Origin of the sequence: Jiangella aurantiaca (assembly GCF_004349105.1) — a bacterium.
GTDB lineage: Bacteria > Actinomycetota > Actinomycetes > Jiangellales > Jiangellaceae > Jiangella > Jiangella aurantiaca.
In genome coordinates, this window is record NZ_SMLB01000018.1 from 87,550 (window position 1) to 107,306 (window position 19,757).

General features: G+C 71.9%; 18 protein-coding genes. 12 read left to right on the top strand and 6 right to left on the bottom strand.

The window, feature by feature from the left end; all coding sequences use genetic code 11:
- Positions 1 to 34 precede the first annotated feature (34 nt).
- Positions 35 to 745, top strand: a complete 711-nt coding sequence (locus E1262_RS15080) for a class III extradiol ring-cleavage dioxygenase family protein (RefSeq protein ID WP_132103959.1) — start codon at positions 35 to 37, stop codon at positions 743 to 745.
- A gap of 50 nt (positions 746 to 795) precedes the next feature.
- Here the strand turns inward: E1262_RS15080 and E1262_RS15085 are convergent, their stop codons facing one another.
- Positions 796 to 1,002 (bottom strand): antitoxin, encoded by a 207-nt coding sequence (locus E1262_RS15085; protein WP_132103980.1) that lies wholly within the window; start codon positions 1,000 to 1,002, stop codon positions 796 to 798.
- Positions 1,003 to 1,210: 208 nt separating this feature from the next.
- Between E1262_RS15085 and miaA the strand changes: the two genes are divergently transcribed.
- The 4 genes from miaA to hflX all read left to right on the top strand — a co-directional run bounded on the left by miaA (position 1,211) and on the right by hflX (position 4,790).
- A complete protein-coding gene (gene miaA / locus E1262_RS15090) occupies positions 1,211 to 2,125 on the top strand; it encodes a tRNA (adenosine(37)-N6)-dimethylallyltransferase MiaA (protein ID WP_203453888.1) in 915 nt (304 codons plus the stop codon).
- A complete protein-coding gene (gene dapF / locus E1262_RS15095) occupies positions 2,122 to 2,961 on the top strand; it encodes a diaminopimelate epimerase (protein ID WP_132103961.1) in 840 nt (279 codons plus the stop codon). Before miaA ends, dapF begins: the two co-directional genes overlap by 4 nt.
- Positions 2,962 to 3,134: 173 nt before the next feature.
- Positions 3,135 to 3,299, top strand: coding sequence for a hypothetical protein (locus tag E1262_RS30355; RefSeq protein WP_158602750.1), 165 nt, complete (start codon positions 3,135 to 3,137; stop codon positions 3,297 to 3,299).
- Between the two features lie 78 nt (positions 3,300 to 3,377).
- Positions 3,378 to 4,790, top strand: coding sequence for a GTPase HflX (gene hflX, locus E1262_RS15100; protein ID WP_132103981.1), 1,413 nt, complete (start codon positions 3,378 to 3,380; stop codon positions 4,788 to 4,790).
- Positions 4,791 to 4,813: 23 nt separating this feature from the next.
- Here the strand turns inward: hflX and E1262_RS15105 are convergent, their stop codons facing one another.
- Positions 4,814 to 5,983 carry a DUF5005 domain-containing protein gene (locus E1262_RS15105; protein ID WP_132103962.1) on the bottom strand — a complete coding sequence of 390 codons (1,170 nt, stop codon included), beginning with the start codon at positions 5,981 to 5,983 and terminating at the stop codon, positions 4,814 to 4,816.
- A gap of 105 nt (positions 5,984 to 6,088) precedes the next feature.
- Positions 6,089 to 7,933 (bottom strand): S9 family peptidase, encoded by a 1,845-nt coding sequence (locus E1262_RS15110; protein WP_132103963.1) that lies wholly within the window; start codon positions 7,931 to 7,933, stop codon positions 6,089 to 6,091.
- 117 nt (positions 7,934 to 8,050) lie between these two features.
- Here E1262_RS15110 and E1262_RS15115 point away from each other — a divergent pair, with 117 nt between their 5' ends.
- Positions 8,051 to 10,027, top strand: coding sequence for an ATP-dependent DNA helicase (locus tag E1262_RS15115; RefSeq protein WP_132103982.1), 1,977 nt, complete (start codon positions 8,051 to 8,053; stop codon positions 10,025 to 10,027).
- Between the two features lie 86 nt (positions 10,028 to 10,113).
- On the opposite strand, the gene lexA is transcribed toward E1262_RS15115, so the two are convergent.
- Positions 10,114 to 10,839, bottom strand: coding sequence for a transcriptional repressor LexA (gene lexA / locus E1262_RS15120; protein ID WP_238992943.1), 726 nt, complete (start codon positions 10,837 to 10,839; stop codon positions 10,114 to 10,116).
- A 223-nt stretch (positions 10,840 to 11,062) separates the two neighbouring features.
- Between lexA and E1262_RS15125 the strand changes: the two genes are divergently transcribed.
- The 3 genes from E1262_RS15125 (at position 11,063) to E1262_RS15135 (ending at position 15,415) form a co-directional block, all read left to right on the top strand.
- The gene (locus tag E1262_RS15125; protein WP_132103965.1) at positions 11,063 to 11,524 is read left to right on the top strand and encodes a LysM peptidoglycan-binding domain-containing protein; all 462 of its coding nucleotides are present in this window, start codon (positions 11,063 to 11,065) and stop codon (positions 11,522 to 11,524) included.
- A gap of 423 nt (positions 11,525 to 11,947) precedes the next feature.
- Complete coding sequence (gene nrdR / locus E1262_RS15130) at positions 11,948 to 12,463, top strand: transcriptional regulator NrdR (protein WP_132103966.1); 516 nt, start codon at positions 11,948 to 11,950, stop codon at positions 12,461 to 12,463.
- A 75-nt stretch (positions 12,464 to 12,538) separates the two neighbouring features.
- Positions 12,539 to 15,415 carry a vitamin B12-dependent ribonucleotide reductase gene (locus E1262_RS15135; RefSeq protein ID WP_132103967.1) on the top strand — a complete coding sequence of 959 codons (2,877 nt, stop codon included), beginning with the start codon at positions 12,539 to 12,541 and terminating at the stop codon, positions 15,413 to 15,415.
- Between the two features lie 57 nt (positions 15,416 to 15,472).
- On the opposite strand, the gene E1262_RS15140 is transcribed toward E1262_RS15135, so the two are convergent.
- Both E1262_RS15140 and E1262_RS15145 read right to left on the bottom strand, forming a co-directional pair.
- Positions 15,473 to 16,141 (bottom strand): DUF998 domain-containing protein, encoded by a 669-nt coding sequence (locus tag E1262_RS15140; protein WP_132103968.1) that lies wholly within the window; start codon positions 16,139 to 16,141, stop codon positions 15,473 to 15,475.
- Positions 16,142 to 16,260: 119 nt separating this feature from the next.
- Positions 16,261 to 17,082: a spermidine synthase gene (locus E1262_RS15145; RefSeq protein ID WP_132103969.1), complete on the bottom strand. Its 822-nt coding sequence runs from the start codon at positions 17,080 to 17,082 to the stop codon at positions 16,261 to 16,263.
- An 18-nt stretch (positions 17,083 to 17,100) separates the two neighbouring features.
- Here E1262_RS15145 and mgrA point away from each other — a divergent pair, with 18 nt between their 5' ends.
- The 3 genes from mgrA (at position 17,101) to E1262_RS15160 (ending at position 19,608) form a co-directional block, all read left to right on the top strand.
- Entirely contained in the window at positions 17,101 to 18,162 is a 1,062-nt protein-coding gene (mgrA, locus tag E1262_RS15150) for an L-glyceraldehyde 3-phosphate reductase (RefSeq protein WP_132103970.1), read from the top strand.
- 4 nt (positions 18,163 to 18,166) lie between these two features.
- A complete protein-coding gene (locus E1262_RS15155; RefSeq protein WP_132103971.1) occupies positions 18,167 to 18,913 on the top strand; it encodes a class I SAM-dependent methyltransferase in 747 nt (248 codons plus the stop codon).
- Positions 18,914 to 19,179: 266 nt separating this feature from the next.
- Positions 19,180 to 19,608, top strand: coding sequence for a DUF3040 domain-containing protein (locus tag E1262_RS15160; RefSeq protein WP_132103972.1), 429 nt, complete (start codon positions 19,180 to 19,182; stop codon positions 19,606 to 19,608).
- The last annotated feature ends 149 nt before the right edge of the window (positions 19,609 to 19,757 follow it).

Sequence of the window (19,757 nt, forward strand, 5' to 3'; positions counted from 1 at the left end):
CGCAGCCGGGCCCCGCCGCATCTAGGCTTTCGGTGTGCTCATCGCCGCCGCCGTGTGTCCCTATCCGCCGCTGATGGTGGCCGGAGTCGGCCCGTCCGGAGACACCCGACTGGACGATCTCCGCGCGGCCTGCTGGTCCGCGCTCGACGATCTGCGGGCGGCCAGTCCCGACGTCCTGGTGGTGATCGGGCCGGGGGACACGACGGAGGACGAGGCGCCGCGGGCGGGTAGCCTCGCCCCCTACGGCGTCGACCTCACGGTCGCGCTCCCCGGGGACGAACCGCCCCCAACGGAACGAAACCTGCCCCTGTCGATCAGCGTCGGCGCCTGGCTGCTGCAGCGCGACGGCTGGGAGGGGACGGTGTCGGCGGCGACGGTGGCCGGCGACGCGGGCGACGCCGACTGCGTCGAGCTGGGCCGGCGCATCGCGAGCCGGGCCGACCGCGTCGCGCTGCTGGTGATGGCGGACGGGTCGCCGCTGCGGGCGGACACCACGCCTCGCGACCTGCGCGCCCGCGCGACGGCCTACGACACCGCGCTGGCGAACGCCCTACGCGACGGTGACCCGCAGCGGCTGCTGGACCTCGACGCGGCGCTGGCCGCGGAGGTCGGGTCGCCGGGACGCAAGGCGCTGCGGGTGCTGGCGGGCGCCGCCGACGACGGGCTGTTCGACGCCGAGGTCACCTACGAGGACGCCCCGTACGGCGTCGGCTACCTGGTCGGCGTCTGGGAGCGGCACGGCTGACGGCACGACGGAGCACTCATCCGCGCCGCTCCCACGACGGACGGACAGCGTCAGGCCGGGTTGTTGTCATCCTTCTGGCCGTCCATGCCGTCGATGAAGTCGCGGGCCTTGTCGTCGACGCCCTCCAGCTGCTCGCTGTACTTGCCGCCGGTCTTGTCGTCGATGAAGTCAGTCGCCTTGTCGACGCCGTCGCTGACCTTGTCAGCGTTGTCGGAGACCAGGTCGGTGATCTTGTTCTTGATCTCGTCGAAGCCCATGATCGGCACTTCCCCTCGTTGACGTGGGCCGTCGGGCCGCCCGCTGCGGCTCGACCAGCGCCCCACCGACGTTCATACCCCCACCCACCATGGCCCGCAACGAGTTCGGGGCATTCCGGCGACACGACTGGCCCCCTTTCCCTCGTGGGGCTCGCCGCGGCCTGGGACCTCGCGGTCGGCCTTGGTCTGGCCGTGGCACACTCGGCGGGTGAGTCAGCACGTCCCCGTCGTCGCCGTCGTCGGGCCCACCGCCGCGGGCAAGAGCGATCTCGCCGTCGACCTCGCGCTACGGCTGGACGGCGAGGTCGTCAACGCCGACTCCATGCAGCTCTACCGCGGGATGGACATCGGCACCGCCAAGCTGACCGCGGCGGAGCGCCGCGGCGTCCCGCACCACCTGCTCGACCTCTTCGACGTCACCCGCCCGGCCACCGTCGCCGAGTTCCAGCAGCTCGCACGCCACGCCATCGACGACTGCAGGCGCCGCGGCGTCACCCCGATCCTCGTGGGCGGCAGCGCGCTCTACGTCCGCGCCGTCCTCGACCGATTCGAGTTCCCCGGCACCGACCCCGGCGTCCGCGCCCGCCTGGAGGAGGAGCTCACGCAGGTCGGCGCCGCCGCGCTGCACCGGCGACTGGCCGGCCGCGACCCCGCCGCCGCGGCCGCGATCCTGCCCACCAACGGCCGGCGCGTCGTGCGCGCGCTCGAGGTCATCGAGCTGACCGGCCGCCCGTTCACCGCCACTCTGCCGCCGCGCGAGTACCACTACGACGACGTCGTGCAGATCGGGCTGGACGTCCCGCGCGACGTCCTCGACGAGCGGATCGAGCGCAGGGTCGACCGCATGTGGGAGCAGGGTCTGGTCGGCGAGGTCCGCCGCCTGGAGGCGAAGGGGCTGCGCGACGGGCCGACGGCGAGCCGGGCGCTGGGCTACGCGCAGGTGCTCGCCTACCTCGCCGGCGACCTCACCGAGGACGCCGCACGCGCCGAGACCGTGCAGCTCACGCGCCGGTTCGCCCGCCGCCAGCACGGCTGGTTCGGCAAGGACGACCGCATCGGCTGGGTGCCGTTCGACGCCGATGACCGGTTGGAGCGCGCTCTGACCTACCATCGTCGGTCGTGAGCGGCATCTCCTTCGTCAAGGGACACGGCACCCAGAACGACTTCGTGCTGATCCCGGACGCCGACGGCGCCCTGGCCGGCCGCCTCGACGAGCAGGCGGTCCGGCGGCTGGCCGACCGGTACGCCGGCATCGGGGCCGACGGCGTCATCCGGGTCACCCGGACGGAGACCGCCGACGAGGTCCGCGAGCTGGCCGACGACGCCGAGTGGTTCATGGACTACCGCAACGCCGACGGCTCCGTCGCGGAGATGTGCGGCAACGGCGTGCGCGTCATGGCTCGCTACCTGTGGGAGAACGGCCTGGTCGACGGGCCGGTGCTGGCCATAGCCACGCGCGGCGGCGTCCGGACGGTGCACGCCGAGCAGGACGGCCAGATCACCGTCGAGATGGGCCGCGCCAAGCCGGCCGCCACCCGCCAGCTGGCCTTCGTCGCCGCTGGCGGGCACACCTGGGAGGCCACCCCGGTCCGGGTGCCGAACCCGCACGCCGTCGTGTTCGTCGACGACCTCGAGGCACCCGGCTACCTCACGTCCGCGCCCGACTTGCGGCCCGCCGCCGTCTTCCCCGATTCCGCGAACGTCGAGTTCGTCGTCGACCGCGGGCACAAGCACATCGCCATGCGGGTGTGGGAGCGCGGCGTCGGCGAAACCCGCTCCTGCGGCACCGGCGTCTGCGCGGCGGCCTGGGTGGCGATGCGGCGCGACGGTGCCGGCGTCGGCGCCCGCTACCTGGTCGACGTGCCCGGGGGCCGGCTGGTCGTGACGGAGCGGCCGGACGGCGAACTGCTGCTCACCGGCCCGGCGGTGCTGGGCCTGCGGGGGACCGTCGAGCTCTGACCGGCCGCTGTGACTCAGATCACAGCATCCTGAGAAGCCCGGAGGACGTCTCCTTCAGTAGAAGGAGCACGACGTCAGACTCGCGGTCGATGCAAACCGCCGGGGAGCGGGCCTAACGTTGTGAGCGTGGGGCGGCAACGAGGCCGGCCGCGCGCCTGACGGGAGGCGGTGCCATGGGTGCAACGGAGAAGCAGCGACGCGAGGCCGTGCTGCAGGAAGTGGCCCGGCGCGCCCAGGAGAAGTCCACCGGCAAGGCCGAACGGCGCGCCGCCACGCTGCGCGCCGCGGCGAAATTACGGTGGGCGGCGTCCACCGGGTCGAGCTATGGTCGCTCTTGAAGACGTCGTTCGGCGAAAGCAGGAGCATTGAGCAATAGTCCAGGCCACGCATACAACCCCTATGACGGCTCCGGCGAGCTGCCGGAGGTCGAGGAACTCGACCACCTCGACGGCGAGACCACCGGGGACTACGACCTGGACGAGCGGCACGCGCTGCGGCGCGTGGCGGGCCTGTCGACCGAACTCGAGGACGTCACCGAGGTCGAGTATCGGCGGCTCCGGCTCGAGCGGGTCGTGCTCGTCGGCGTCTGGCCCGGCGGGTCGTTCACCGAGGCCGAGAACTCCCTCGCTGAGCTCGCCGCGCTGGCCGAGACTGCCGGTTCGCAGGTGCTCGAGGGTCTCGCCCAGCGCCGGTTGAAGCCCGACCCGGCCACGTTCGTCGGCTCCGGCAAGGTCGAGGAGCTGCGCGAGGTCGTGTTGGCCCAGGGCGCCGACACCGTGATCGTCGACGGCGAGCTGTCGGCGTCGCAGCTGCGCAACCTGGAGGACAAGGTCGGCGTCAAGGTCGTCGACCGCACCATGCTGATCCTCGACATCTTCGCCCAGCACGCGAAGAGCCGCGAGGGCAAGGCGCAGGTCGAGCTGGCCCAGCTGGAGTACCTCTCCCAGCGGCTGCGCGGCTGGGGCGCCAGCCTGTCCCGGCAGGCCGGTGGTCGCGCCGGCGGCGCGGGCGGCGGCGTCGGCACCCGCGGTCCCGGTGAGACCAAGCTCGAGACCGACCGCCGGCGCATCCGTACCCGCGTCGCCAAGCTGCGCCGCGAGCTCACCGACATGCGCACCGCCCGCGACACCAAGCGGGCCGGCCGGCGCCGGCACGCGGTGCCCGCGGTGTCGATCGTCGGGTACACCAACGCCGGCAAGTCGTCGCTGCTCAACCGCTTCACCGGCGCGGGCGTGCTGGTCGAGGACGCGCTGTTCGCGACCCTCGACCCCACGGTGCGCCGGTCGCAGACGGCCGAGGGCCGGGTGTTCACGCTCGCCGACACCGTCGGGTTCGTCCGGCACCTGCCGCACGAGCTGGTCGAGTCGTTCCGGTCGACGCTCGAGGAGGCCGCCGACGCCGACCTGCTGGTGCACGTCGTCGACGGCTCGCACCCCGATCCCGAGGGCCAGATGACGGCCGTGCGTTCGGTGCTCGCCGACATCGGCGCCGGCGGGGTGCGCGAGATCGTCGCCGTCAACAAGTCCGACGCCGCCGACCCCATGGTCGTCGCCCGGCTACTGCGCAACGAGCCGCACGCGGTCGCGGTCTCCGCGCGCACCGGCGCCGGAATCGACAAGCTGCGCGCGCTGATCGAGAGCGAGCTGCCGCAGCCGCCGGTCGAGGTCGACGCGCTGGTGCCGTACGACCACGGCGAGCTGGTGGCGCGCATGCACACCGTCGGCGAGGTGCTGTCCATCGACCACGAGGCCGAGGGCACCCGGGTACGTGCCCGCGTCCCCGAGGCGCTGGCCGCGGCGCTGGAGCCGTACGCCGTCGCCCGCCGGTAGCGGGCGACGGCGCCGGGTGTCCGTCAGTCCGCGAAGCGCACGGTGACGAAGCGCGGGCGGTAGATCGTGACGTCCTCGTAGTGGTCGGTGTTGACGAACGTGTTGACGTTGTACGAGACCACCAGCCCGCCGTCGCGGTCGATGTGCGGGTGGGCGTGCGCGTTGTAGGTGAAGACGTTCGGATCGCCGTAGCTGCCCGTCGCGCCGGTCTCCGGCGTGGTGTACAGCACGGTCTTGTCGGTGAACGGGCCATACGGGGTGCACGAGGCGTAGGCGACGATCTCGGCGTTGAGCGGCACGGTGGTGTCGTGGGTGACCAGCAGGTAGCGGTCGCCGTGCTGTGACACGCTGTACTCGTTGGCCACGCCGACCATGACCCGCGCGGATTCCGCTTCGTCGCGCGACCAGCCGTCCGCGGTGCGGTACTCCCAGGCGCCGAGCAGGCTGGTGCCGCGGACCCGGGCGACGTGCAGGTACTTCTCCGAGCCGAGGTCCTCGACGCCGTAGACGTAGGTGTACGGGCCGACCCGCCGGATCGCCGACGCCCATGAGACGCCGGCGTCGGACGGGAGCGGGTGGACGCTGAGCGGCTCGTCCGGGTGCTCGGGGGAGTAGCGGGCGAGGACGTTGCGGTTCCAGCGCCAGTCCCAGGCGCCGGGGCCGAACCGCTCGTACTCCTGGTAGGTGGCCTCGATGACGTTGCCGCTGGCGTGCGCGTCGCCGGCCCAGAACCAGTGCGAGCCGTCGACGGGCGGCATCAGCGGCTCGGGGTCGTCGGCGGTGCCGCGGTAGACCGTGGTGAGCTCGTCGCCGTCCTGTATGACGAACGAGTTGTTGATGAACGGCGTCTCGCCGCCCTCGTCGGTGACCGGCGACCGCCCGCCGTCGGCGTCGACCCGGCCGAGGAACGTGTCGGAGAAGACCCAGAAGACGCGGCCGTCGCGCAGCGGGACGGAGTACGTGCCGTCCGCGCCGGTCCAGTCGTCCAGCGCGGTGTTGTCGTTGCCGTACGCGGTGAACATGCTGGTCAGCTGGGCGTCCGGGGCGGCGCTGACCACCTCCGGAACCTCACCGCAGGAGCGCCCGTCGGGGGTCGCGGGCGCTGCGGTGGATGGGGGACCGAACGCGCTGAGCCCGCTCAAGGCGAGCGCGACAGCGCCGGAGACGAAGGATCGACCGGGACGACGCACCATTGAGACCTCCTGACGGTTGCCAAGAGTTCTAGTCATCTAATCAATATTTGTCCAGTTCTGACCCGAAGATCGGTGGTTTGCGCCGCTGGGCCCACGCCGGTGACGTCAGGCCTCCTGCACCCGTCCGCCCAGGTGGGTGGCGAGGAACCGCTCGGCCGCGGCGTAGAACCGCTCGCGGTTCTCCGGCCGGGCCAGGCCGTGGCCCTCGTCGTCGAACAGCAGGTACTCGTGGTCGAGGCCCTTCTCCTCGAGCGCGGCGACGATCTGCTCGGCCTCGGCGATCTTCACCCGGGGGTCGTTCTTGCCCTGCGCGACAAGCACCGGGATGGTGATCTGGTCGACCTTCGACAGCGGCGAGCGCTCCCACAGCATGTCGCGCTCGGTCTCGGGGTTGCCGACGCGGTTGTGCATGAGCGCGATCTGCGGCTTCCAGTACTCCGGCACCGACGCGAGCAGCGTGAGCAGGTTCGACGGCCCGACGATGTCGACGGCGCAGCGGAACACGTCGGGCGTGAACGCGGCGCCGGCCAGCGCGGCGTACCCGCCGTACGAGCCGCCGTAGATGCCGACCCGGTCGCGGTCGATCAGCCCGTGGCCGACCAGGTGGTCGACGGCGTCGAGGAGGTCGGTGTGCATGGCCCGGCCCCACTGCTTGTTGCCGGCGTTGCCGAACGCCTTGCCGTAGCCGGTGGAGCCGCGGAAGTTCACCTGGACGCACACGTAGCCGCGGTTGGCGAACCACTGCGCCTCGGGGTCGTAGCCCCAGGTGTCGCGCGCCCAGGGGCCGCCGTGCACGTCGAGCACCGCCGGCAGGTGCGCGCGGTCGACACCGCGCGGGAAGGTCAGGTAGCCATGCACCGTCAGGCCGTCGCGGGCGGTGTAGGAGAACGGCTCCATCTCGGCGAGGTCGTACTGCTCCAGCTCCGGACGGTGCGAGAACAGGAACGTCAGGTCGCCGGAGTCGCGGTCGTAGCGGTAGTACCGGACCGGGCCGTCGGACAGCACGTCGTGCACCAGCCAGGTGCGGTCGTCGCGGACCGGGCGCGAGATGCCCACCTCGCCGCGCAGCCGCTGCGTCAGCCGCTCGACCTCAGCGCCGAACGCTGGGTCGAGGAAGGTCCAGGACTTGCGCTCCTTGACGAACGTGACGGCCTGCGGCTCCAGCGTCTCGGGGTGGCGGGCGACGCCGGCGACGTCGTACTCGGAATCCTCGGCGAGCACCGTCTCGTCGCCTGTCGTGAGGTCGACGCGAATCAGCCGGGCGGCGTTGACGCCGACGCTGGAGAGCAGGTAAGCGGCCGAGCCGTCGCGGCTGAACCCGGCGACGTCGGTGGTGAGGACGTCGTCGGGGCCGATCTCGAACCACGGCTCGTCGGTGTCGTCGTCGCCGCGGCGGTAGACGACCGCGCCGCCGTCCTCCGTCATCGCCACCCCGCCACGGACGCGCTGCTCGGAGTCGACCAGCCAGCCGGCGTAGCCGGGGTTGACGGCGACCTTCGTCAGCTCGCGGGTGGCGAGGTCGAAGCGGTAGACGTCGTGCAGCTCCGGGTTGTCGGCGTTCAGCCCGACGAGCATGGACGTGGGGTGCCAGCGGTTGTGCTCGAGGATGTGCGCGGTGACCTTGCTCTGCGGCGTGACCAGCGTGGTCTGGCCGGACTCGAGGTCGAGCGCGTAGAGCCGCCAATCCTCGTCGCCGTCGGTGTCCTGCAGGTACACCAGCGTTCGATCGTCGTGGCAGAACATGAAGGTGCGCACGCCGCGGTGCCGGTCGTGTGTGACCGGGCGCGCGGCGGCGGGGTCGTCGGCGGGTCCGACCCAGACGTTCAGCACGCCATCCTCCGGGGCGACGAAGCCGAGCCTGGAGCCGTCGGGCGACAGCGTGGGGAGCAACCGCTCGGGGTTGCCGAACAGGACGTCCCGGGGGATCAGCGGCACCGCGTCATACATCATTGCGGCATTCCATCATGGCCCTCGGACAGGATCGATACGCGGCTGTGGACAACCGCTTTCCGGGCCGTGCGTTCGGGTAGGGTCGAGCCGGTGAGCCAGGGCGAAGTGACGGCCGGGATGCCTGACAGGCCGCCGGCCGAGGGCGCGATAGAAGAACTGTTGACGGCGGCCGTCGGGGCCGTCGGCGGTGCGGAACGCCCTGGTCAGGTCGAGATGGCCGAGGCGGTCGGCGAGGCGGTGGCCGGCGGCGAGCACCTGCTCGTGCAGGCCGGCACCGGCACCGGCAAGTCGCTGGCCTACCTGGTGCCGTCGCTGCTGCACGCCGACGCCACCGACGGGCCGGTCATCGTCGCGACGGCGACGCTCGCGCTGCAGGCGCAGCTGGTCGACCGCGACCTCCCGGCTCTGGCGAAGGCGGCCGAGCCGCTGCTGGGCCGGCTGCCCAGGTGGGCGACGCTCAAAGGCCGGGCCAACTACGCGTGCCTCCATCGCGTCCGCGACGGCGCCCCGGACGACCAGGGCGAGCTGGTCCCCGTCGAGGAACTGTCCGCGGGTCCGCTGGGTGCTGAGGTGCTGCGGGCCCGCGAGTGGGCCGAGCAGCAGGCCGCGACGGGCGGCACCGGCGACCGCGACAAGCTCGAACCCGGCGTCAGCGACCGCGCGTGGTCGCAGGTCGCGGTGTCGTCGCGCGAGTGCCTCGGCGCGACGCGCTGCCCGTACGGCCAGGAGTGCTTCGCCGAGCTGGCCCGGGCCCGCTCCGACGGCGCCGACGTCGTCGTCACCAACCACGCGCTGCTGGCTATCGATGCGCTCGAGGGTCTGCCGGTGCTGCCCGAGCACGACGTCGTGGTGGTCGACGAGGCGCACGAGCTGGCCGCGCGGGTCACCAGCGTCGCCACGGCCGATCTGTGGCCGGGCGTCATCGACCGCGCGGCGGTGCGCTCGCGCGCGCACGTCGACGACGGCGACGCCGAAGAGCTGCGCGCGGCGGGGGAGCACCTGCGGGCGGCGCTGCTCGACGCACCGGTCGGCCGGCTCGACTCCGTGCCTGAGGGGCTGCTGACGGCGCTGGTCGGCGTGCGCGATGCGGCCCGCGCGGTGCAGTCGGGGTTCGCCGGGTCGGCGCGCGAGGAGCGGGCCGCCGACGTCGAGGCGGCGCGGCGGGCGGCCAAGACCATGATCGACGACGTGTACGGCACGGCCGAGCGCCTGGTGGCGAACGGCGAGCACGACGTCGTGTGGGTCGAGGACCGCGAGCGCGGCGGGCGGTCGCTGCGGGTCGCGCCGCTGTCGGTGGCCGGGCTGCTGCGCGAGCGGCTCTTCGGGCAGAACACCGTCGTGGCGACGTCGGCGACGCTCGAGCTGGGCGGGTCGTTCGACGCCGCCGCGGGGGCGTTCGGGCTGCAGGGGGAGGGGGCGCCGGCGTGGCGCTCGCTCGACGTCGGGTCGCCGTTCGACTACGGCAGGCAGGCCATCCTCTACGTCGCCCGCGACCTCCCGACGCCCGGCCGCGACGGCCTGCGGTCCGAGGTGGTCGACGTCCTGGTCGAGCTGATGGCGTCGGCCGGCGGCCGGACGCTGGGCCTGTTCTCGTCGCGGCGGGCGGCACAGGAGGCGGCCGAGGCGGTGCGCAAGCGGCTGCCCGACCTGCCCGTTCTCTGTCAGGGCGACGACGTGGTGGCGACGCTGCTGCGCACGTTCGCGGCCGACGAGAAGACGTGCCTGTTCGGGACGTTGTCGCTGTGGCAGGGCGTGGACGTGCCGGGCGGGTCGTGCCAGTTGGTGGTCATCGACCGCATCCCGTTCCCGCGGCCGGACGAGCCGCTGGCGTCGGCGCGGCAGCGGGCGGTCGAGAAGGCCGGCGGCAACGGCTTCATGTCGGTGGCGGCCACGCACGCGGCGCTGCTGCTGGCGCAGGGCGCCGGGCGGCTGATCCGCCGGTCGACCGACCGGGGTGTGGTGGCCGTGCTGGACCCGCGGCTGGTGACGGCTCGCTACGGCGGCTACCTGCGGGCGTCGCTGCCGCCGATGTGGTTCACGACCGACAAGGCGGTCGTCTCCGGGGCACTGCAGCGGCTGGCGGTGTCGTCGTAGGGCGGTCCTCGTCGCGGCCGCGGGGTTGAGCATCGGCCGGGGCGGGTGGTGGCCTGGACGCCCCGGCCGATGCCGGCTCAGTGAGCTCAGATGCGGCGCATGACCGCGACCACCCGGCCGAGGATGGTGGCGTCGTCGCCGTCGATGGGCTCGTAGTCGGCGTTGTGCGGCAAGAGCCAGATGTGGCCGTCGCGCTTCTTGAACGTCTTCACCGTCGCCTCGCCGTCGATCATCGCCGCGACGATCTCGCCGTTCTCGGCCACCGGCTGCTGCCGGACGACCACCCAGTCGCCGTCGCAGATGGCGGCGTCGACCATGGAGTCGCCGACGACGCGCAGCATGAACAGCGTGCCCTCGCCGACCAGCTCGCGCGGCAGCGGGAAGACGTCCTCGACCGCCTGCTCGGCCAACACCGGCCCACCGGCGGCGATGCGGCCGACCATCGGTACGTAGGACGGCGTGGGCAGGTTGCTCTCTTCGTCCTCCATCACCTGACGGGTGAAGTCGCCCGGCGCCGTCCCCGGAGGTAGCACCTCGAGCGCGCGCGGACGGTGCGGGTCGCGGCGGATGTAGCCCTTGTTCTCGAGCACGCCCAGCTGGTGGGCGACGCTGGACGGGCTGGACAGGCCGGCGGCCTGGCCGATCTCGCGCATGCTGGGCGGGTAGCCGCGACGGCCCACCGACTCGCGGATGACCTCGAGCACCTTGCGCTGCCGCACCGTCAGGTCGGCGGGATGCTGATGTGTCTCCGGGAAGTTGTGCACCGAGGCGACAGCTGCCTCGCCGCGCTCGTCGTCGTCGTTCCTGGCCACCACGCCACCTCCGGATCGCTCAATGTCGGTCGATGCGACGGCGCTTCGTAGCGTGCGTTCGAATACGCCTCGCAAGGTCGATTGATGGGGTCAGAGTAGCCGGAATGCAGGACACGATCAAACATCTGTTCGAACGTGTCTCGACTTTGTCAGTGGCAGCGTGTACAACCTTTCGTACAGTCGTTCTATCGAACGGTTGTGCGACACAGACCGGAGGCTGACCATGGCGACGACGACCTACATCCCGCCGTTCGAGACCCGTGCACGGGTGGTGATCGAGCCCGAGCGCACCGACGCTCCGCCGCGCCGCCACGTCGCGCGCCGTCGGCCGGCCGGGCGCCCCACGGCGGTGGCGTGCGTGGGTTCGGCCGAGCCCAGCCTGCACGGCTCGCGGCTCACCCGGCGCGGCCGGGTCGTCGTCGGGTTCGCCTGGCTGCTGCTGATCGTCGCCGGCGTCCTGGCGTTCGTCCGCCCCTGGGGCGGCGCCGAGTCGTCGGGTGGCGGCTCGGCTGCCGTCACCACGGTCGAGGTGCGCGGCGGCGACACCCTGTGGGAGCTCGCCGCCGACGTCGCGCCCACGGCCGACCCGCGCGAGACGGTCGCCGCCATCATGGAGCTGAACGACCTCTCCGCGGCGAGCGACATCCGCCCCGGCGACCTGATCCAGGTTCCGTCCGGCCAGTAGCCGATCGGAGTCCGGCGCGCCGGGCGGACGTGGGCTGGCATCGCCTCCATGCCCTCACACGTCTGCTGGTGTGCCCCAAGCTTTCACCGGGTTTTCTCGAGCGTCGACACGATGACAGGCGTAGTGCGACACGAGATCTCGTAGTGAATGTGATCTCCGGATCGGCTTACGAGGCCAACGGCGTTCACCTGTGCGCTGAACCGCACGACGCGCCGACGCGCTTGATCGACTCATCCATGACCTGCGGCTTTGGAAGACCCTCCGCCGAGTCCGGCGATGTCGGTTGCAGGCGCCCCTCTGGCGGACGTACGGTACCCCTATATCTAGTAGTTACACGGGTGTAAGCTGTCCACAGGTAGTGGTCGAGAGTGCACAAGTTGTCCCCATCTCGTCCACAGGTCCAGCGCCGAGGAGGTGCCCCGAATGCACTGTCCGTTCTGCCGTCACGCCGACAGCCGGGTGGTCGACAGCCGTACCGCTGACGAGGGCACCGTGATCCGCCGGCGGCGGCAGTGCCTGGCTTGCGAACGCCGGTTCACCACCGTCGAGCAGTTGACGCTCGCCGTGGTGAAGCGGTCCGGGGTCACCGAGCCGTTCAGCCGCGAGAAGGTCGTCGCCGGGGTACGCCGCGCGTGCCAGGGGAGGGGCGTCAGCGAGGACGCCCTGGCCCGGCTGGCCCAGCGGGTCGAGGAGCAGTTCCGCGCGTCGGGGAGCGCGGAGATTCCGAGCCGCGAGGTGGGCCTGGCCATCCTGAGCCCGCTGCGCGAGCTGGACGAGGTCGCGTACCTGCGCTTCGCCAGCGTCTACCGCGACTTCGACAGCCTGGCCGACTTCGAGAACGAGATCGCGACGCTGCGGGCCGACCGCGAGCAGGCCGAGCGTCACCGCGACGAGGACGGCGAGGAACGCGACTCCACGCTGACCGTCGCGGAACCGTGAGCCAGCAGTCCAGCACGACAACCGAATGACAGGCCCGGACACACGGGTAAGTACCGGGGGAAGTGAGGAAGGTCCATGACGGAGACGGTGAGCGGGCCGAGCCGCAACAGCGCGGGGAGCAAGCCGGGCGGACGGTCGAAGAAGGCGCGCGGGCTGAGCGTCCAGCGCATCTACACGACCGCAGGCGTGCACCCGTACGACGAGGTGACGTGGGAGCGCCGCGACGTCGTCCAGCAGAACTGGAAGACCGGCGAGACCGTCTTCGAACAGAAGGGCGTCGAGTTCCCCGACTTCTGGTCGCTGAACGCGTCGACGATCGTCACCACGAAGTACTTCCGCGGCGCCGTCGGTACCGACGTGCGCGAGTGGAGCCTGCGCCAGCTCATCGACCGGGTGGTGAAGAAGTACCGGACCACCGGTGAGGACGAGGGCTACTTCGCCACGCCGGACGACGCCGAGATCTTCGAGCACGAGCTCACGTGGATGCTGCTGCACCAGGTGTTCAGCTTCAACTCGCCGGTGTGGTTCAACGTCGGCACGAAGTCGCCGCAGCAGGTGTCGGCGTGTTTCATCCTCTCCGTCGACGACTCCATGGAGTCGATCCTCAACTGGTACCGCGAAGAGGGAATGATCTTCAAGGGCGGCTCCGGCGCCGGCCTGAACCTCTCCCGCATCCGCTCCAGCAAGGAGCTGCTGTCTTCCGGCGGCACGGCGTCCGGCCCGGTCAGCTTCATGCGCGGTGCCGACGCCTCGGCCGGGACGATCAAGTCCGGCGGCGCCACCCGGCGCGCGGCCAAGATGGTCGTCCTGGACGTCGACCACCCCGACGTCGAGGAGTTCATCCAGACGAAGGCGCGCGAGGAGGACAAGATCCGCGCGCTGCGCGACGCCGGCTTCGACATGGACCTCGGCGGCGCCGACATCGTCTCCGTCCAGTACCAGAACGCCAACAACTCCGTCCGGGTCAACGACGAGTTCATGCGCGCGGTCGAGTCCGGCGACGAGTTCGGCCTGCGGGCCCGCATGACCGGTGAGGTCATCTCCACCGTCAACGCGCGCAAGCTGTTCCGCGACATGGCGCAGGCCGCGTGGGAGTGCGCCGACCCCGGCATCCAGTACGACGGCACCATCAACGACTGGCACACCAACCCCGAGACCGGTCGCATCACCGCGTCCAACCCGTGCTCGGAGTACATGAGCCTCGACAACTCCAGCTGCAACCTCGCCAGCCTCAACCTGATGAAGTTCCTGCAGCCCGACGGGAGCTTCGACGGCGCCACGTTCGCCAAGGCGGTCGAGCTGATCATCACGGCGATGGACATCTCCATCACGTTCGCCGACTTCCCGACCGAGTCGATCACCGAGACCACCCGCGCCTACCGGCAGCTGGGCATCGGCTACGCCAACCTGGGCGCCCTGCTCATGGCGTCGGGCCTGGCGTACGACTCCGAGGGCGGCCGGGCGCTGGCCGCGGCCATCACGTCGCTGATGACCGGCGCCGCCTACAAGCGCTCCGCCGAGCTGGCCGGCGTCGTCGGCCCGTACGACGGCTTCGCGCGCAACGCCGAGGCGCACGCCCGGGTCATGCGCAAGCACGCGGCCGCCACCGACGACCTCCGCTCGGTCGCCACGCTCGACGCCGACGTGCGCAGCCTCGCGACCAAGGTGTGGGCCGAGGGCAACAAGATCGGCGAGAAGAACGGCTGGCGCAACGCCCAGGCGTCGCTGCTGGCGCCCACCGGCACCATCGGCTTCATGATGGACTGCGACACCACCGGCATCGAGCCCGACTTCTCGCTGGTCAAGTTCAAGAAGCTGGTCGGCGGCGGCTCCATGCAGATCGTCAACCTGACGGTCCCGAAGGCGCTGAAGAAGCTCGGCTACGCCGACGAGACCATCGAGGCGATCGTCGAGTACATCGCCGAGCACGGCAACGTCGTCGACGCCCCCGGCCTCAAGCCCGAGCACTACGAGGTGTTCGACTGCGCCGCCGGCCAGCCGCGGGCCATCGAGCCGATGGGCCACGTGCGCATGATGGCCGCCGTCCAGCCGTTCCTGTCCGGCGCCATCTCCAAGACCGTCAACATGCCCGAGTCGGCGACGGTCGAGGAGATCGAGGAGATCTACCTGCAGGGCTGGAAGCTCGGCCTCAAGGCGCTGGCCGTCTACCGCGACAACTGCAAGGTCGGCCAGCCGCTGTCCGACGCCAAGGCCAAGACCGCCGGAAAGGAGAAGGCCGGCAGCGATGTCATAGTCGAGTACCGGCCGACCCGCCAGCGGCTGCCGAAGACCCGGCCGAGCCGGACCACGTCCTTCACGGTCGGCGGCGCCGAGGGCTACATGACGGCGGGCTCCTACCCCGACGACGGCCTCGGCGAGGTCTTCCTGAAGCTGGGCAAGCAGGGCTCCACGCTGGCCGGCATCATGGACGCCTTCTCGATCGCCATCTCCATCGCGCTGCAGTACGGCGTGCCGCTGGAGACGTACGTCGAGAAGTTCACCAACATGCGCTTCGAGCCGTCGGGCATGACCGACGACCCGGACGTGCGGATGGCGCAGAGCGTGGTCGACTACATCTTCCGTCGGCTCGCCCTCGACCACCTGCCCTTCGAGTCGCGCGCCGCGCTCGGCATCTACAGCGCGACGGAGCGGGCCCGGCAGCTCGACACGGGGGAGTACACCCCCGACTCCGACGTCGAGGTCGAGGTCGACACGTTCCGGCAGTCGGCCCCGGTGAAGGCCGAGGCAGCGCCGGCCAAGGCGGCTCCGGCCGCAGAGGTCGCGTCCGCCCGGCCGGCCCCGATCGAGGCGCACACGTCCGCCGAGCTGCTCGAGGTCATCCAGGGCACCAGCACCGACGCGCCGCTCTGCTTCACCTGCGGCACGAAGATGCGCCCGGCCGGCAGCTGCTACGTGTGCGAGGGCTGCGGCTCCACCAGCGGCTGCAGCTGACGCACGCACCACGACGGCCGCAGGGATCTCCCTGCGGCCGTCGTCGCGTTCACGGGGTCAGCGCGCCATCCGGGCGCAGGTGACGGCCAGCCAGGTCCAGCCGGCCAGGATGCCGGCCGTGAAGGCGAGCACGCCCCAGCTGGCGCCCGCGCTCGCCGACACGGCGAGGAAGCCGCCCAGGACCAGCACCCCACTGGCGACGGAGTACGCGGCACCGGCGCGGCCGGTCCGGCGCAGCCGGCGGCCCAGCGCGAAGCACGCGATCGCCAGGCAGGTGAACCCGACGGTGCCGGCGGCCAGGTGGGCGAGCCCGTGCCAGCTCATGGTGTCGGCGGCCGAGGCGGGCGTGCCGGGCGGGAAGCCCTCGACCGGGTCGGCGACGAAGGCGGCCGCGGCCAGCAGCGACACCCCGAACACGCCGACCAGCCGGGGCGCCCATGTGCCGGCGAGCCCCGTCCGGCGCAGCCCCGCGGCGGCCGCCAGCGTCAGCGCCGCGGCGACGACGAAGTTCGTGATCTGCACCCAGCCGTAGTCGCCGTTGGCCAGCACACTCGCGGCGTGCCGGCTCGGGTCGTAGCCGTCGCGGAGGAGGTACTGCCCGACGACGGTCGCGACGTACAGCGGGCCGGCGACGATCCCGGCGGTGAGCAGGCGGCGGGAGGCCCGGCCGGCCTCGGTGGTCGAGGCGGCGGTGGTAGCGGAGGCGGTGGCGGCTATGGCGGTCATGATCCGGTCCTTCCGAGGCGTCGTGTGAGCGGCTGACCCAACGGTCCCACCGAAAATAAAAACTGTCAAGACGCCTGGAGTTGTCGGTGGGCGCGCACGGCGCCGGCGGACGGCGACGTTCAGTGCCGGGGCTTGACGCCCGCGACCAGCTCCTTCACCCGGGCCGGCTCGACGAAGCGGGCACGGACGGCGCCGCCGGCGAGCTTGCGGATCAGCGCGTCCTCCGGCAGCGGCGCCTGTGACGCCACCAGCACGACGTTGCCGTACCGGCGGCCGCGCAGCTGGCCCGGCTCCGCGATCATCGCGACGTGCGCGAACACCTCCAGCGCCGTCGCCGCCTCGACCCGCGACTCCCGCACCTGCGCGGTGTCGGCGATGTTGCCGACGTACACGCCGCCGGCGGTCAGCACCCGCGCGGCCTCCGCGTAGAACCCGACGTCAGCCAGGTGCGGCGGCACCTGCGCACCGTCGAAGGCGTCCCGGATGACGACGGCGGAGTACACGTCCGGCAGCGACCGCAGCCCGTCCAGCCCGTCCATGGCCTTCAACCGCAGTCCTCGCACCGCCCGCAGCGCGAACGCCTGCCGCATCAGCCGGACCAGCAGGGCGTCGACCTCGAACACCGTCTGCGGCGAGCCGGGCCGCGTCGCCGCCACGTAGCGCGCGAGGGTGCAGGCGGCCCCACCGATGTGGACGGCGGATAGGGGCTCACCGGGCGGCGCAGCGACGTCGAGGACGTGGCCGGCCCACTGCATGTACTCGAAGTCCAGCCGGGTCGGGTCGCCCAGGTGGACGTACGAACTGGACACCCCGTTGACGAAAATCGACCAGCCGCCCGGGTCGGAGCGGTCCGGCACCAGCTCCGCCGTGCCGGAGTCGATGTGATGGACTCCGGCGAACCACTCGGGACGGGGGCGGTCGCTGCCACGGGACGGGGACACGAGCGATAGGTTCGCAGCATGGCTGACCGTCCGACAAGGAACCTCCACGTAGGCGCGCCGTACCGGGCCGACGAGGCGCGCTACATCGACACCCCGTACCGCCGCAGCGGCCGCACCGGCCTGAAGCTGCCCGCCATCTCACTCGGGCTGTGGCAGAACTTCGGCGACGAGTCGCCGCTGGCCACGCAGCGGGCCATCCTGCGCACGGCGTTCGACCACGGTGTCACCCACTTCGACCTGGCCAACAACTACGGCCCGCCGCCCGGCTCGGCGGAGAAGAACTTCGGCCGCATCTTCGCCGAGGACTTCCGTCCGTACCGCGACGAGCTGATCATCTCGACGAAGGCCGGTTACGACATGTGGCCCGGCCCGTACGGCGAGTGGGGCTCGCGGAAGTACCTGCTGGCCAGCCTCGATGCGTCGCTGAACCGCATGGGCCTGGACTACGTCGACATCTTCTACTCGCACCGGTTCGACCCCGACACGCCGCTCGAGGAGACGATGGGCGCCCTCGACACCGCGGTGCGGTCCGGCCGGGCGCTGTACGCGGGCATCTCGTCGTACTCGCCGGAACGGACCCGTGAGGCGGTCGCCATCATGCGCGATCTGGGCACCCCGCTGGCCATCCACCAGCCGTCCTACTCGATGTTCAACCGATGGATCGAGGCCGGCCTGACCGACGCCTGCGAGGAGGAAGGGCTCGGCATCATCGCCTTCTCGCCGCTGGCGCAGGGCCTGCTGACGAACAAGTACCTCGGCGGCGTGCCCGACGACTCCCGCGCGGCCCGCGGCGGGTCGTTCTCGCCGTCGCTGGTCACTCAGGACGTCGTCGAGCGGCTCAACTCATTGGCCGGCATCGCCGGGTCGCGGGGCCAGACGCTCGCGCAGCTGGCGCTGTCGTGGGCGCTGCGTGACGAGCGGGTGACGTCGGTGCTGATCGGCGCCCGGACGGTGGCGCAGCTCGAGGACAGCCTTGGCGCGCTGGACCGGCTCGACTTCGCCGCCGAAGAGCTCGCCGAGATCGACAAGTACGCCGTCGAGGCGGGTTTGAACCTCTGGGCGCGATCGAGCGACGAGTGACCCGATGAACGAGCGTCTGCGCCGCAACCCGCGCACCGAGGCCATCTGGACGCAGCTGAACGAGGCGCTGGCCGCGCTGAGCACGTCCACCGGCCGCCGGGAGCTCGACATCGTCGACGTCGGCGGCGGGAGCGGCGTGTTCGCGGTGCCGCTGGCCCGCATCGGCCACCGCGTCACCGTCGTCGACCCGAGCCCGAACGCGCTGGCCACGCTGGCCCGCCGGGCTGCCGAGGAGGGCGTCGGCGACCAAGTCACCGGCGTCCAGGGCGACGCCGCCGGCCTGGCCGGCGTGGTCGGACCGGCCGGCGCCGACGTCGTGGTGTGTCATGGCGTGCTCGAGGTGGTCGACGACGTGTCCGGCGCGGTGACGGCGATCGCGGCGGCGCTGCGCCCCGGCGGCGTCGCCAGCGTCGTCGTCGCCCAGCGGTACGCCGCCGTGCTGGCCAAGGCCCTCGCCGGGCACTTCGCCGATGCGCGGCGGCTGCTCGACGACCCGGACGGCCACTGGGGCCGCTCGGACCCGCTGCCGCGCCGGTTCGACGAGAGCGGCGTCAGGGCGCTGCTCACGGGCGCCGGGCTGCGGGTCGACGAGGTGCACGGCGTGCGGGTGCTCACCGACCTGGTCGCCGGCAGCGTCGTCGACGACCCCGCCGAGGTGGCCGCGCTCGCCGAGCTCGAGGCCGCCGCGGTCGCACATCCGGCGTTCCGGGCGGTGGCCGCGGCCCTGCACGTGCTCGCCACCAAGGCCTAAGGCGACGGCCGACCGCGAGGTCCAGGCGGCCGCGAGCCCCTCGAGGAGAAGGTAATCAGCCCGACCGCGAGGTCCCGAGCGGCGGCCAGTCCCACAAGGAAAGGGAGAACAGCCTGCGGCGGCGGACGTGTGACCGGGCCGTCGGACGGGTACTCCGACATCGATGCGCTTCGGTCGAACGCCCGGCTTTCTTCGGTGGCGTCGGCCGCATATGCTGGTCCTTACAGCAGGTGCCCATAGGTTTCCGTGTTCATTGGAGGGGAACGGTGCCACTCTCCGATCATGAGCAGCGGCTGCTCGAGCAGATGGAGCAGGCGCTCCTCGCCGAGGATCCGAAGTTCGCCACGGCCATGCGTGGCGCGGATCTGCGGCGGCGGTACCGGCGGCGTGCGGTCTTTGCCGGTCTGGTCTTCGTCGTCGGTGTCGTGATGCTCATGACGGGCGCCGTGACCCAGGTGATCGCGCTCGGTGTGGCGGGCTTCGTCGTGATGCTCGGCTCGGCGTTCTACGCCGTCACCTCCTGGCGGCGCGTCCCGCCGGCCGACGCCGCAGCGGCTGCCGGCGAGGTTCCCGACATCAGCCCCGGCTCGCCGCGGCGGCAGCGTCGCCCCAAGGGGCCGCGCAACAACGGCTCGTTCATCGAGCGCATGGAGCAGCGCTGGCGCAACCGGCGCGAGCGCGGCTACGGGCAGTAACTCCTCGATCCACGCGGACGGCGTCGCCCTCGGGCGGCGCCAATCGTGTTTCCGGGCGACGCCGAGGAAGCAGGTCGCCGCCTCGCGGTGAGGCGACGCCCGTCACCTGCCCTCCCGGCCCGCCGCTCACTCCGCGGGCGGGCGGGGGG